This is a genomic window from Paenibacillus sp. NFR01 (genome assembly GCF_900111565.1).
In the GTDB taxonomy this organism is placed as follows: Bacteria; Bacillota; Bacilli; order Paenibacillales; family Paenibacillaceae; genus Paenibacillus_AQ.
In genome coordinates this window covers 20,148-33,793 of record NZ_FOIK01000003.1, presented here as the reverse complement: position 1 = coordinate 33,793, position 13,646 = coordinate 20,148, and the positions used below count along the sequence as shown (strand labels likewise).

The following is a 13,646-nucleotide window of genomic DNA, read 5'->3' as shown; positions in this document are numbered from 1 at the left end:
TCACCCTATCGTTTCGATTTCTTCACATACTCCCGCAGCGGGAAGACGGTGTCAATGACACCGATAATCCATAATCCCGGCAGCAGCAGCACTGGAATGGCCAGAACCACCGCTACAAATTTGCTCCATTTCCGCTCATGGACCAGGAAGAAGAGGAAGCCTATCGTCTGCACTTTGAACGCCAACCGCAGCAGCGGCAGCAAATTGAGCGTAATCATGACGATAAAGCCGCTGTCCGAATGGCCGAACAGCATACTGACAATTACCGCCAGCAGGTAATACCAGATAAAGGAGCGCGGGATCCGCCAGTCGCGGGCCGGCTTCAGCTTTGGAACGGCATATTCCATGCTGTTCAGAATCGGACGTACAATGATATGCGTAATGACCGACAGGACCATCGAGCTGAGAATCAGCATCATTGGAATAATTTGCAGGGTCATCGTGCTTATTTTGCTGATATCATCGGCGGAGAGCTTCAGATCGGTGGCCAGCGGGTTGCCTGTATTCAAGCCGGACAACGGCGAAGTCAACAGTCCGTACAGATCGCTGACATAATCATTAATATACGCCGACAGACTGAAATCAAACAACAGAGTTCCCAGCAGCAGCAGCAGCAAAAACTCGCCCAGAATCGTTACTGTGCCGGCGATGAGCGTCGACATGGCCGAAGCCCTTTTCCGGTACCAGTGGCCCATGACGAGGGCCGGAATCAGAAAATACACAGCAATCAGCACATATACCGGTGTAATGAGACCCACGATCAGCAAAATCGGCAGGATATGAAGTACAAACTGCCTGTTGTTTAAGGTTGCAAACAATAATGCGGCGGGAATAATCAAAAACAGGGTAGTAACAATAATCAGCGGGGTGGACAAGGATAGCAGCAAAAGCAGATAGACGATGCTCCATGCCACGGAATTCCAGCGAAATTTCAACAGTATTCACCTCTTACGCATATGTTCTTCTAACGCGGATATATCCTGATACCATTCCTCAAGCTGGTGACCTTCCTGTCTGTGCTTGCGGAGCTTCTCCAGCAGCAGTTCATCCATCTCGCGGTAAGGAATTCCAAGCCTGCGTCCCAGTATATACGCACTCATCAGCAGACTGGCCAAACTGTCGCCGACACGGGCCGTACTGCCTTCCCAGAGCGCTTTGAATAACCGCGAGACCTGGTCAATGACTTCGGTTTTTAACCATTCAATGACTTTGGCGCGTTTGGCTACATCCAGATCCTTCGGCATATTGGGCATTTCTCTCTACCTCCGGGTAAAAAGCATTATTCTCCATTATAGCATAAATATTTCCCGGCCACACAAACCTTCCCTGCCCCCATCAAAAGCCGGAAAGGCCCGCAGGACCGCTGGTTTGGCGGGGCTGCAGGCCTGGTGAACCCTGTATGAAATCGGTTTAAAATGATTCCTGGGATTGGCGCGAGACGATCTTCTCACAGTATTCAATGATTTGACTGCGGCGGACAATACCAATGAACCGGTTCATGTCGTCCACCACCGGCACGAAATTCTGAACCTTGGCCAGCTTGATCAAATCCTCCATATCGGCGTCGATGGACACCGGCAGATTATTCATCCGCAGCGGCACATCCTTAAGCAAATATTTGGATGCATTCTCAAAATTGATCGTTCCGCCCGAATCCTTCATGTACCACAGCAAATCGCCTTCGGTTACCGTCCCGGCATATTCGCCCTGATGGGTCAAAATCGGCACCGCCGTGTAGCGGTGGTACTCCATCCGTTCAAGCGTCTGGCGCAGTGTGGAGTCCAGTGTTACGCACGCCACTTCCTGTTTCGGAAGCAAAAAAAACGCAATGTTCATCTGTTGCTCCTCCTCGAGAAGATCTCGAAAGATTATCCTTGTTCTTTTCCATTATAGCATGAACAAAAGAAGCAGCAGCCACCTGGTTGTTACAAATGGCTGCCGATCTTTTAAATAAGCTATAAGGAGATCATAAAGAATGCTTGATTACTGTGCTGCCGGCGTGGCAGAAGGCTTAAGCGCATTTTCTGCTTTGCCCGGCTCGATCAGCTGATTGGCCGGCGTAGCGGCGTTCATCCAATTGTCGATCAGCTTTCTCGCTTCGGTCAGATCCTCTTCATCGGGAATATCGTAATAAATGCCGTTGATCCGTTCGCTTTCGCCCATTACCGTGAAGCTTGAGATGTCCATATCTTTGCCGGTCATGAACTTCTTGGCGAGGCTGATAATCATGGACGGCTGCATGTCGGTCGTGAAATTTTTGCCCATGATATCGAGCAGCTCCGGAATTTTGCCGATTTGGCTGATCGATAACATTTTATTCGCGAAGACGTCAATAAAGACCTGCTGGCGTTTGGTCCGGTTAAAATCGCTGTCCTCGCGGTATCGTGTATAGTTCAGCGACTCTTCGCCGTTATAATTCGATTTTCCGCCTTCGATCGAAAATTTCTCATGGTCTTTACCTTTGTTGACAATATCCTTCTGAATCGGCAGCGGCAGGCCGCCAATGGCGTCAACCGCGTCTTTAAGACCTTGGAAGTTGATGGTGGCATAATACTGGATTTCATTATCCAGCAGCGCCTCCAGCGTATCTTTGGCCATCTTCTGTCCGCCGAATGCGTAGGCATGCGTAATCTTGTCTTTTTTATTGTCTTTATGGCCGATGATTTCGGTATACGTATCGCGCGGAATGGAGATCAGCAGCAGCTTGTAATCCTCCGGGCGCACCACGGCGAAGATCATCGTATCGGAACGGGCCGGCTCCTCAGCACGCTGGTCGGTACCGAGCAACATAACCGAAAACGGATCGCTTTTATAAACGACCGGCTCGGGTTTGACCGTGACTCCCTCATTATCGAGCGGCTTATACGACTCCTGCTCCAATTTGGCTTCCACCTTATCGGACAAAAATAAATCAAAGGCGAGTACTGCCAGCGAATTGCGGAATATATACCCGCCGGCAACGACAAGGAACAATACAAGAAGCGCGATATATCGCTTTTTCAGTTTTTTCATATTAAATTTACCTTCTTTATAATGGAATATATATGAACAGATCCTCACATGACTTTACACGAATGAATGCGGGATGAACCCCGTATTTTAATTTCCCCCTTCCGTGCTTGAAACAAACAATATTTCTATTGTAAACACTTGGCTTGCAAAAGGAAATAACAATTAACGACATTTTCTGCAACAGGTCGCGGATTTTACATATGTATATGACGTTTGCTTGGCAAATTTGTTCCAAATTAATAAAAAGGCGGTTAACGAAAAAAAAGCCCGCCCCTGCGGGCGGACCGTGTATCCTGTCTTATTCATCCTCCGTTTTGATAATGCTCATTCCTTCGACATGCTTACGCCGCATCAGCTTCCGTTTCTTGCGGTTTTCCTTGCTTTCAAAAATAATGTCAAAGTCGTATTCCTCCGGATACAGCTCATCCTTGGATAAATAAGGCTTCAGCCGCTTATGGTTAAAGCGCAACTTCTGTTTCTGGATCATAACCCCGACCATCCCCATGGGATCCTGCTCGGCATAGACAATCCCTGTCCGGCGAAGCGAGGTCACATAGACCGCATCCCCGATGGCAAACCCTTTAGACGATTTCGGCAGTTCCGATACTTCCTCCATTATCTCATGAGACACGTTTTGGGCTTGCTCCGGCTTGGAAGGCCGGTTTGGCCTGCCCGCCAGTTGGTCTCTTTCCATAGTAAGCTGCGGAGTTATGGGCAAAAGGCCGATATTGCTCCCCTGCGGCTGCCGGGCGCCGACGAGCTCGCGGGAGCGGCCGATCACCGCCTCCGGAATGCCGAGTTTCGCGGCGATTTGCAGCGCATAGCTTTCCCCGGCTTCGCCAATCGTCAGCTTATACAGCGGCTGGAGCGTCTCCTTGTCAAACTCCATCCTTGCATTGCGGAAACCTTCCGCGGTGGCGCCAAACGTCTTTAGTTCGTTGAAATGGGTGGTAACGACGATATTGGCCCCCTTGCGGCTCAGCTCTTCCAGAATCGCAATGGAGAGGGCAAAGCCTTCGCCCGGGTCTGTTCCTGCCGCCAGCTCGTCAATCAGCAGCAGCACGCCCGGCTCGGCTTGCCGCAGCATCCCTTCAATGCTTTTCATTTGCGCGGAAAAGGTGCTGAGCGACTGCGTTAGGCTTTGTCCGTCGCCAATGACGCTGATCACGTCGCCAAAAACGGCAAATTCACTGTCCGCCTCCGCCGGCACCAGAAGTCCGGATTGTGCCATAACGGCAAGGAGCCCCAGCGTCTTCAGCACAACGGTCTTGCCTCCCGTATTCGGGCCGGTGATAATCAGTGACTTGTATCCCCGTCCGAACTCCAGGCTGACAGGGATCATTTGCGCCAGCTTCGGATGCCGCCCGCCATTCAGCTTGAAGATTCCTCGCTCATTCAGCGAGACGCGCTTGGCTCCCAGCGTACGGGCGTATTTCGCTTTGGCAAAGATGAAATCGTAATTGCCGGTGATCTCAATATTCAGCCGCAGCGCTTCCTGCTCCCGCTCCACCATGGCCGTTAGCTGGCTCAGAATGATAGCCTCTTCCCTGGCTTCCTCGGCACTGAGCAGCTCCATCTCTCCTTGAAGTGCAGCAATTTCATACGGCTCGACAAATACCGTCTGGCCGCTGGTCGATTGGTCCAGTACCGCTCCTTTGATTTGCTTATGGTATTCGCGTTTGACCGGAATGACATATCGTCCGCCGCGCATGCTGATCAAGTTCTCCTGCAGAATACTTTGGTGTTTTGCCATCAGGCTATCCAGCTTGCGGTGCAGCCTTTCTTTAGCTACTGCCAGGCGCTTACGTACCTTCTCCAGCCCTTTGCTGGCATCATCTTCAATGACGCCAAATCGGATACAGCGTTCAATCTCCTCACGCACCTGCCGCAGCTCCAGCAGCGAACCGGCATAGGCCGCGATCCGCGGCGCGAACATTTCCTTGGCAGCCATATATTTTCGCAGCTGGCTGCAGCTGTTCAGAAAAGTAGCAACCGCCGTAAGATCGCCTTCCGTAAATAAATATCCCGTGCCCAGCAGGGACATCATCCACTCCATTCCTTCAAGGGAAGGAATCGGTACGCTTGCCCCTTTGTCCAGGAGCTCCTTCGCTTCTTCCGTCTCTTCCATGGCCCGCCCGATTGCCGCCAGCGATGTCATCGGCATGAGTTCCTCTACATGCCTTTTGCCTTCATAAGATACGATATGATTTTGCAGATCCGCTTTGATTTGTTCGTATTCAAGAATATTGATGCTTTGCCATTTCATTTTTCTATTCCTCCGATCGCATTCGTCTTGCTTTAAAATAGACGCCTAAACGTAAAAAAGAGGGCAAAAACAGCGCGTTCGCTGTCTTTGCCCTCTTCGCTTCCGGATTGTCCTCCTTTGCAGCGCTCAAACCAGGCTGCCTTTACAGGGGCAACCTTCCTTGAACGCAAAAAAACCGTGCTGCAAGAGCACGGTAATCTCAAAGTGAACAGTTAGCCGGAATGAGGCCAATGTTGACGCTTTGCGTGTTCTTAACTAATTTCATCACTTCAACAAGATGCTTCCGCCTTCAAGCAGATGCAAACAAAGCAGGTACTTTAAAGCACCGCTCGCTTATTGAACCGTGATATGAAATTGCTTAGTTAAGAACGCTCACCGACATCAAAATTTCCCCTTTGGCTTAGGATATCTGTAATGTACTATATTCTCAGGCCGGCGTCAATTGCACCGGGCAGCAGCGGAGCAGTAAAATAAATTTCCGAATTAAAAAAGCGGCCGGGAATCCGGCCGCTTTCTGTAAGCTTATTCCGTTGTGTAAGGCAGCAGCGCGATTTGACGCGAGCGTTTTACAGCAATGGTCAGAGCACGTTGGTATTTCGCACTTGTGCCGGTTACACGGCGCGGCAAAATTTTACCACGTTCGCTGATGAATTTCTTCAGCAAATCAGTATCTTTATAGTCAATGTGAGTAATTTTGTTCACAGTGAAGTAGCACACTTTTTTGCGCTTGTTGCGTCCACCACGACGTGCTGGTCTTTTGTCGTTGTCTCCGCCTTCTCTTTGTTTGAAAGCCATGTCAGTTGTCAGTCCTTCCTAATTAAAATGGCAAATCATCATCCGAAATATCGATCGGTTTTCCATCGCCCGAAAAAGGATCTTGATTATTGTTGTTACGCGAGTAGTTATTATTGTTACCGCGTCCACTGTTGCCGCCACCGTAGGATGGCTCTTCAGGCATACTCGCACCGCTTGGAGCGTTGCCGCCCTCACGGTTTTGCGAAGATTCAAGGAAACGGACATTATCGGCAATCACTTCGGTCACGTATACACGTTTACCTTCGTTATTCTCGTAATTCCGTACCTGAATGCGTCCTTCTACGGCTGTCAGACGGCCTTTGCGCAAATAATTGGCACAGGTCTCCGCCAGCTGTCTCCACGTTACGACGGGAATGAAGTCCGCTTCGCGTTCGCCGCCTTGGCTGGTAAACGGTCGGTCTACGGCAAGCGTAAACTGGGTTACCGCCACGCCGGCTGGAGTATAACGAAGTTCCGGGTCACGCGTCAACCGGCCGATCAAAATGATACGGTTCAACAATTCAGGTCCCCTCCTTTGGGCAATTCATTGCAAAGCTCGGTAAGTCTTAGGCTACGTCGTTCGTGATGAGATAACGAATGACTTCGTCAGAAATTTTCATTTGACGCTCAAGCTCGGTAACGACTGCAGGTTCTGCAGTAAAGTTAACAAGAACATAAACGCCATCACGGAATTTCTTGATCTCATACGCAAGACGGCGTTTACCTTGCACTTCGTGCTTTGTAATTTCTCCGCCGTTGGAGATGACGCCTTGGAATTTTTCGACTGCTGCTTGAACGGCTTCTTGTTCAATGTCAGGACGAATAATGTACATCACTTCGTATTTGCGCATAATTTTCACCTCCTTATGGTCTGAGGCCCCTGATCAAGTCAGGAGCAAGGACGAGCACAAATGTAAACTCGCACCGTATTAATATACCAAATTGTCCGCAGCATTGCAAGCTATATCTAGGCTCGGCAGATCATGGTTAAAAACCAACTACATGAAGCAATGCGTTGCGGCGCACAATAAAACGGCATCTATTCTACTCATGAGATGGAGGAAGCAGCAATGGGTGAACGTACCGAATTTGAAAAAGGCGACCGTGCCCCGAATCCGGGCATCTATGTGGAGGTTGGCGAGGCGCGAAGCTTCCATACGGAGATTCAGGATCCAAAGCGGATTGAACTGGAAAAGGGTGAACGCTTCCCGGAAACCAGCAACAAGGATCGCAAGTGGAAAAAAGTCGAGAAGGCGCGCGTGCACTAATTTTCGAATTTGAAGTATAGAACGGGCAAAGCCGGCCATACTATACTCAGGCGGTACAAAAGAGAGGTGTGGTTCCGTTGAACGTCGTAGACGAACACGATCACAAGGATTCTGATTCCAGCAACTATTGTCATCCGGGAAGTGTAAAGGCAACAGCCTGAGCTGGCCCGCCACTTTAGCGGCTACAAACAGAGAAATCCGAACATCATTGATGTGCCGCCTATGGAAGGACCCGAAAGGGTCCTTCTTTTTTTTTGCATTTACTGTTAACTTAGTGAATTGGGCACAAAAAAATCCTTTGCCTTCAGGCAAAGGATTGTCATTTATGGGCTAGGTGGCGGAGAGAGTGGGATTCGAACCCACGCACGCTTTGACACGCCTAGCTGATTTCGAGTCAGCCCCCTTGGGCCTCTTGGGTACCTCTCCGCAGCAAGATTTATTATATCACGCTGAACCGGCTTTGACAAGCCTAATTATTTTGCTCGGTTTCTGCCGCGGAATGCACTACTTTTTTAAGATTTTTTTCAAACTTGGCCCGGGGGATCAGTACGCTGTGCTGGCAGCCGGTGCATTTGATCCGGATATCCATCCCCATGCGTATAATTTCCATTTCATTGCTTCCGCAAGGATGCGGCTTCTTCATTTGTACGATGTCGCCCAAACCGAAGACCTTCCGTTCCACTACCGCTTCTCCTCCTTGTTGTTTTCTTGGGCCGCTGCTGCCTCCCGCTTCACGTCGCTGTCTGTAGCAGCCTCCCCGCTCTTTCGCCTTTCCGCATCAGCTTCATCCGCCGCCTGCCGTTTAGCCGCTTCTTCCGCGGCCCTGGCCGCCGTTTCCGCTTGAGCTGCCTCCAGCGCGGTCTGTGTTTCGAGTGCTACTTTGATATCGCTTTGGATTTGCCGCTCCGCCGCTTCCCGTCCGTTTGGCAGACAGCTCGCCGCCACCCGGATGACGTATTCGGAGGTATTCATGGATTGAATGCCAAGAACATTCGGGAATTCAACCACATTCGGGTTGCGCTCTTCGATGCCGCGAAGCGCCCCGCTAATCAAAGCCAGAGAGGCTTCCAGGCTGCGCTCCATTTTGATCGGCACATCGACTACGGCTAGGGCATTCGCGAGCGAATAATTCGTCACATTGGCAATCGAACCATTGGGGATAATATGCACTTCGCCGGTGCTGCTCAGCAGCTTCGTCGTCCGCAGGCCGATGACCTGCACCGTCCCTTTATAAGTTCCAGTCTGAATGACGTCGCCCACTGCAAACTGATCCTCAAAAATGATAAAGAAGCCGGTAATGACATCTTTGACTAAACTTTGCGCCCCGAAACCGATGGCTAACCCCACCACTCCCGCTCCAGCCAACAGCGGTGCCAGGTCAAAATGGAATTCGGACAAAATCAGCATGATCATCACGAAATTGCAGATCACGCTCGTGACATTTTTTAATAGTCCCCCTACCGTCGATACACGACGGCTGTTGTTGAGCAGTCCGCGGGGGTTCTCCCGCTCAATGGAACGATCAATGACTTTGGAGACAAAGCGAATGATCAGACGTGTCAAAAGATAGATCACAATGATCCGGATACCAGCAAACAGCACGCCCGCCCACATATCGGCATCCGTAACCCAGTTCACGACCTTGTCCTTAAAGTTTTCTAATTGCTTCACGTCTGTAGCCTCAGCCAATGCACTAAGCATCCAGGTTTTCATTCAACTCCTCCTGTCCATCAATCCATTGATACCCGCCTTTTTCGTCTTTGCCGAATATCCCGCGGATCTCCACATTTTGCTCAGCAATGATCGTCCTCACTTCAGCCAAAGCACTGCGGTAAAACTGGATCGACATTGCACAGCCTGCCGTGATTTCTTTGGGAGTCGGGAAAATATCAATCTCCACTTCTGCGTACTCCAGCAGCATTTCCGCGCGCAGCGCCTGTTGCGTCGAGTCAAAGGCAATCAGCAGTTCCTGGTCCATCGCTTCCCCTCCCCCTCTTAAAGCGAATAATTCTATCTTTTGCTGAAGTATAAAAACCAAGTTTCATCCATATACTAGGAACATTACCAGACATTCATGCAGTGCGCCAAATCTATCGGTCTATGCTTCCACTGGAAGTTTCGCCGTCTTCGGGAAGGATGATGATATGAACTTCTTATCGAAAGCCATACCTCAGCAAGAACCGTCTTGTTTAAAAATAGCACATACCGATCCCGACATCTATTCTGCCATCACTCACCGTCTGCTATTTTATTTTGCCCGTACCCGACCCGAAACTCCTTTTGTCATCGTCTGTGTCGGTACGGACCGTTCAACGGGCGACTCCCTGGGTCCGCTGGTCGGCACCGCCTTGGCCCGCTTTCGCAGCCCGCTTTTCCATTTATACGGCACTCTGGATGAACCGGTCCATGCCGTTAATTTAGAAGAGACGCTGGAACAAATCCACAAGGACCACGAAAATCCTTTTGTTATTGCCATCGACGCCTGCCTTGGCCATTCCGGAAGCGTCGGCTCCATTCAGGTTATCGATGGACCACTGCGTCCCGGCGCGGGAGTCAATAAACAGCTCTCCCCGGTGGGTGATATCCATTTAACCGGCATCGTGAATGTCGGCGGCTTTATGGAGTATTTCGTGCTCCAGAACACCCGGTTAAGCCTCGTAATGCGTTTATCGGATATTATTGCTGTCAGTCTCTATTCTGCACTGAAGCAATGGAAACTGCATGCTAGATCCGCTGCGACGCGAGAGCAATAACCTCTTTTTCCTCCGGAGATAATTGCACCTGCGCTTCACCGCCGGTCAATCCTTTGGAGTAAAGATAGGAATTCTCGCGGTTGTACAAACTTGTCAGCACCAGCCCATCCTTATTGTCGTCAAGAATAGCCAATGAAAAGCTAAGGTCGTTGCCGCGCTCTCCGAAGGCGTTATAACGCTTCATTGCTACGTTTGCTTTCATCCCGCGCATTCTAGTTTGTATCGATTCGATCATGTCTTTATGTGCATTTTGGGTATCCTCCAACTGGTCGCTTTGCGTCCGCAAATCAATCAGCAGGGATTCCAGGTCTTCGACACCGCTTCCCTTAATCATGGCTTCATACCGCCGCCGCATTTTACGCAGCTTAACCCCTTGCACAATTGCAATCAATAACAAGATCAGTGAAACTGCTGTAAACCCGATAACGAACCATCCCAATTGATCGCTTATCGTTTCATTTAACTGTGACATGTAGGGACCCATCCTTTGTTTTCCTGATATTTCATGAGAAGCTTCTGCCAAAGAAGAGCCAGCGACATTGCCAACTCGGCTTCAATTGGCATTCCATCTATTATTTGTTTTTACTTCCGTACAGTTCGTTCATTGCGTGCAGCAGATAATCCACTTCTTCTTCGGTGGTGCTTGGTCCAACACTCGCCCGAACGGCTCCACTGGCCATCGTGTCTGCGGTCTGGTGCGCAAGCGGCGTGCAGTGCATACCTGCGCGTACAGCTATGTGGTATTCGCGGTCCAGTTGGTGGGCAACTCCCGCTGAGTCCTGCCCTTCGACAGTAAAAGCCGCAATTCCGCTGCGCGGAAGTCCGATTGCCGGCCCCAGCAGCTTTAATCCCGGAATTCGTTCCAGCCCCTCCATCAACCGTTGTACAAGCTGCCATTCATGCTGATGAATATTCCTGATTCCCAGCGATTTGATTTTATTCACGCCGGCAAGCAAGCCCGCAATCCCCACCGTATTTTGCGTGCCCGCTTCATAACGGTCAGGACGAACGGTCGGCTGGTCGCTGTTTTCCGATTGGCTGCCGGTGCCTCCAAGCAATAGCGGCTCCAAATCGATGCGCGGCGAAATGTACAAGCCTCCTGTCCCTTGCGGCCCCAGCAATCCCTTATGGCCGGGAAAAGCAAGCATATCGATATTCATGCTTCCCACATCGATTGCAATCGATCCTGCGCTTTGCGCGGCATCGACCAGAAACGTCGCTCCATGCGATTTTGTCAGATCACCAATGTCACCGACCGGCAATATGCTGCCAAGCAGATTGGAGCTATGATTACAAATCACCATTCGCGTATTGGTTTTAAACAGGCGATTCATTTGATGAAGATCAACTTGTCCGGCGGCATCGGCTTTTACATAATCAATTTCGATACCAATACTTTTGCGCAGATGCTCTAGCGGCCGGCGGACCGAATTGTGTTCGGTCATGGTGGACAAGACATGATCCCCCGGGCGGAGAAAACCTTGAATCGCCATATTCAGCCCCATGGTCGTATTATGGGTAAAAGCAATATCGTGGGCATGGGTTACTCCAAATAGTTCTGCAAGCTGCATTCTGGCTCTCATAAGCACTCTACCGGTATCTAAAGCTAACGAGTAATTCCCGCGTCCGGCATTCGCAGCCGCATGGTCCAGCGCGTCCATCATCGCAGCAGCCACCTCTGACGGCTTTGGCCAGGAAGTTGCCGCATGATCAAGATACACCAATCGTTCCATAGTCTCCCCCTTTTCTTTTAGTTCAAAAAACATATCTCACCATACCCTCTTACAGGATATTTCGAGATATGTTTCGGGGATGTTCCTTTATCCGTTGCCCAAAAGTTCCAGCAGTCTTTCGAGATCCTGAGCACTATAGTAATTGATTTCAATTTTCCCTTTGTCTTTTGCGGGTTTGATTTTAACGGTAGTTTTAAATCTTTCACGCAATGTTTCCTCTACATTATCAATGTAGGGATCGCGTTTAACTATTTTTCCTTTCACCGCATTTGCCGGCTTACGATCCAGGTTCTTAACCACTTCTTCCAATTGTCTGACGCTCCATTGTTGCTCGACGCATTGTTCAGCCAATTGCTTAATGGTATTTGTATTCTTTAAACCAACGATGGCACGGGCATGTCCCATAGAAATTGTTCCACGTGAAACATATTCCTTTACTTCCTCCGGCAAGGAAAGAAGCCGCAGAAAGTTGGCGATGTGCGATCTGGATTTCCCTACCTTGAGTGAAAGCTCTTCTTGGGTTAATGTGAATTGGTCCATCAAGCCTTGATAAGCAACCGCTACTTCCATCGCATTCAGATTCTCCCGCTGGAGATTCTCGATCAAAGCGATTTCCATAACCTGCTGATCACTGAAATTGCGGACGACTGCCGGAATCGTCGCTTTGCCGCAGTATTGCGAAGCCCGGAACCGGCGTTCACCGGCAATGATTTCGTACCCTTTTAAAACACTGCGAACGATGATCGGCTGTATAACGCCATGTTGCCGAATGGATTCTGCCAGTTCTTGAATCGCTTCTTCATTAAAATCCTTCCGCGGCTGGTACGGATTAGCCCGCAACTGCGCCAAAGGAATCTCAACGACTTTATCGTCTTCATTAATGGACAGAGATGGGATCAGTGCATCCAGACCTTTCCCCAATCGCTTATTCATAGGAGATTACCTCCTTCGCCAACTCCAAATATACTTCCGCCCCTTTGGAACGCGAGTCATACGTAATGATGGATTGGCCATGGGACGGCGCCTCGCTCAGGCGGACATTACGCGGGATAATCGTTTTGTAGACCTTTTCCTGAAAGTACTTTTTCACTTCTTCAATAACTTGAATCCCCAAATTTGTCCGGGCATCCAGCATGGTCAGCAACACTCCCTCAATCTGCAGATGCGGATTAAGATTTTTTTGCACCAGCCGAACGGTATTCAGCAATTGGCTGAGTCCTTCAAGCGCGTAATATTCACATTGAATCGGGATAATGACGGAATCAGCTGCAGTCAACGAGTTAATTGTTAATATGCCAAGGGATGGCGGGCAATCAATAATCATATAATCATAATTCTTTTTGACGGTGTGCAGTGCTTTTTTAAGCTTTAGCTCCCGGGAGATGGTAGATACCAGCTCGATCTCCGCACCAGCCAGTTGGATAGTTGCCGGAATGATATGAAGCCCTTCAACTTCCGTCTGCTGAATTGTATCCTGCGGATTCACTTCATTAATAAGGATATCGTAGATACAGTTTTCGACATCAGCTTTGTTGACGCCAACGCCGCTGGTTGTGTTGCCTTGCGGATCGATGTCAACCAAAAGCACTCTTTTCCCTAGTGTAGCCAAGCTGGCTCCAAGGTTAACCGATGTAGTTGTTTTGCCGACACCGCCCTTTTGATTAGCTATGGCAATAATCTTGGACACGTATTTCACCTCGAATTGTTAGAAAGAATCATCTTGTAGGTCGTAAGTTGTTGGCAGGCGACGATCTCAATCCCCCTGCTTATATCATGGTATACAGGTCACAGAAAAGGCGGCCAACTCACCTTAGGGCCG

General features: G+C 49.7%; 17 protein-coding genes and 1 tRNA gene. 2 read left to right on the top strand and 16 right to left on the bottom strand.

The window, feature by feature from the left end; all coding sequences use genetic code 11:
* Positions 1–5: 5 nt before the first annotated feature.
* From BMW84_RS14980 to rpsF, 8 genes are all read right to left on the bottom strand, one after another.
* Positions 6–935, bottom strand: coding sequence for a DUF2232 domain-containing protein (locus tag BMW84_RS14980; protein WP_091069834.1), 930 nt, complete (start codon positions 933–935; stop codon positions 6–8).
* 6 nt (positions 936–941) lie between these two features.
* A complete protein-coding gene (locus tag BMW84_RS14975) occupies positions 942–1,244 on the bottom strand; it encodes a MazG-like family protein (protein WP_175498855.1) in 303 nt (100 codons plus the stop codon).
* A gap of 166 nt (positions 1,245–1,410) precedes the next feature.
* Positions 1,411–1,836, bottom strand: a complete 426-nt coding sequence (locus tag BMW84_RS14970; protein WP_091069831.1) for a CBS domain-containing protein — start codon at positions 1,834–1,836, stop codon at positions 1,411–1,413.
* Positions 1,837–1,983: 147 nt separating this feature from the next.
* Entirely contained in the window at positions 1,984–3,012 is a 1,029-nt protein-coding gene (locus BMW84_RS14965; protein ID WP_091069829.1) for an LCP family protein, read from the bottom strand.
* A gap of 298 nt (positions 3,013–3,310) precedes the next feature.
* Positions 3,311–5,278, bottom strand: a complete 1,968-nt coding sequence (locus BMW84_RS14960) for an endonuclease MutS2 (protein ID WP_091069827.1) — start codon at positions 5,276–5,278, stop codon at positions 3,311–3,313.
* A gap of 522 nt (positions 5,279–5,800) precedes the next feature.
* On the bottom strand, positions 5,801–6,073 hold the full coding sequence (gene rpsR / locus BMW84_RS14955) for a 30S ribosomal protein S18 (protein WP_091069826.1): 273 nt from the start codon (positions 6,071–6,073) through the stop codon (positions 5,801–5,803).
* A 22-nt stretch (positions 6,074–6,095) separates the two neighbouring features.
* Complete coding sequence (gene ssb / locus BMW84_RS14950) at positions 6,096–6,593, bottom strand: single-stranded DNA-binding protein (RefSeq protein ID WP_091069824.1); 498 nt, start codon at positions 6,591–6,593, stop codon at positions 6,096–6,098.
* 46 nt (positions 6,594–6,639) lie between these two features.
* On the bottom strand, positions 6,640–6,924 hold the full coding sequence (gene rpsF, locus BMW84_RS14945) for a 30S ribosomal protein S6 (RefSeq protein WP_091069822.1): 285 nt from the start codon (positions 6,922–6,924) through the stop codon (positions 6,640–6,642).
* Positions 6,925–7,143: 219 nt separating this feature from the next.
* Here rpsF and BMW84_RS14940 point away from each other — a divergent pair, with 219 nt between their 5' ends.
* Positions 7,144–7,341, top strand: coding sequence for a YjzC family protein (locus tag BMW84_RS14940; protein ID WP_091069821.1), 198 nt, complete (start codon positions 7,144–7,146; stop codon positions 7,339–7,341).
* Positions 7,342–7,676: 335 nt separating this feature from the next.
* Here the strand turns inward: BMW84_RS14940 and BMW84_RS14935 are convergent.
* The 4 genes from BMW84_RS14935 to BMW84_RS14920 form a co-directional block, all read right to left on the bottom strand.
* Positions 7,677–7,767: transfer RNA gene (locus BMW84_RS14935), tRNA-Ser, on the bottom strand.
* Between the two features lie 43 nt (positions 7,768–7,810).
* Entirely contained in the window at positions 7,811–8,023 is a 213-nt protein-coding gene (locus BMW84_RS14930; protein ID WP_091069819.1) for a DUF951 domain-containing protein, read from the bottom strand.
* The gene (locus BMW84_RS14925) at positions 8,023–9,054 is read right to left on the bottom strand and encodes a mechanosensitive ion channel family protein (protein WP_254773006.1); all 1,032 of its coding nucleotides are present in this window, start codon (positions 9,052–9,054) and stop codon (positions 8,023–8,025) included. Before BMW84_RS14925 ends, BMW84_RS14930 begins: the two co-directional genes overlap by 1 nt.
* Positions 9,035–9,319, bottom strand: coding sequence for a putative Se/S carrier protein (locus tag BMW84_RS14920; RefSeq protein ID WP_091069818.1), 285 nt, complete (start codon positions 9,317–9,319; stop codon positions 9,035–9,037). Before BMW84_RS14920 ends, BMW84_RS14925 begins: the two co-directional genes overlap by 20 nt.
* A gap of 166 nt (positions 9,320–9,485) precedes the next feature.
* Here BMW84_RS14920 and yyaC point away from each other — a divergent pair, with 166 nt between their 5' ends.
* A complete protein-coding gene (yyaC, locus tag BMW84_RS14915) occupies positions 9,486–10,094 on the top strand; it encodes a spore protease YyaC (protein ID WP_091069816.1) in 609 nt (202 codons plus the stop codon).
* Here yyaC and BMW84_RS14910 read toward each other — a convergent pair.
* The 4 genes from BMW84_RS14910 to BMW84_RS14895 all read right to left on the bottom strand — a co-directional run bounded on the left by BMW84_RS14910 (position 10,066) and on the right by BMW84_RS14895 (position 13,514).
* Complete coding sequence (locus BMW84_RS14910; protein WP_091069813.1) at positions 10,066–10,566, bottom strand: DUF4446 family protein; 501 nt, start codon at positions 10,564–10,566, stop codon at positions 10,066–10,068. The two genes, yyaC and BMW84_RS14910, sit on opposite strands and share 29 nt — an antisense overlap.
* A 100-nt stretch (positions 10,567–10,666) precedes the next feature.
* The gene (locus tag BMW84_RS14905) at positions 10,667–11,827 is read right to left on the bottom strand and encodes an aminotransferase class V-fold PLP-dependent enzyme (RefSeq protein WP_091070527.1); all 1,161 of its coding nucleotides are present in this window, start codon (positions 11,825–11,827) and stop codon (positions 10,667–10,669) included.
* A gap of 87 nt (positions 11,828–11,914) precedes the next feature.
* The gene (locus BMW84_RS14900; protein ID WP_091069811.1) at positions 11,915–12,760 is read right to left on the bottom strand and encodes a ParB/RepB/Spo0J family partition protein; all 846 of its coding nucleotides are present in this window, start codon (positions 12,758–12,760) and stop codon (positions 11,915–11,917) included.
* The gene (locus tag BMW84_RS14895; RefSeq protein ID WP_091069810.1) at positions 12,753–13,514 is read right to left on the bottom strand and encodes a ParA family protein; all 762 of its coding nucleotides are present in this window, start codon (positions 13,512–13,514) and stop codon (positions 12,753–12,755) included. The genes BMW84_RS14900 and BMW84_RS14895 overlap by 8 nt, the downstream gene beginning before the upstream one ends.
* Between the last annotated feature and the right edge of the window lie 132 nt (positions 13,515–13,646).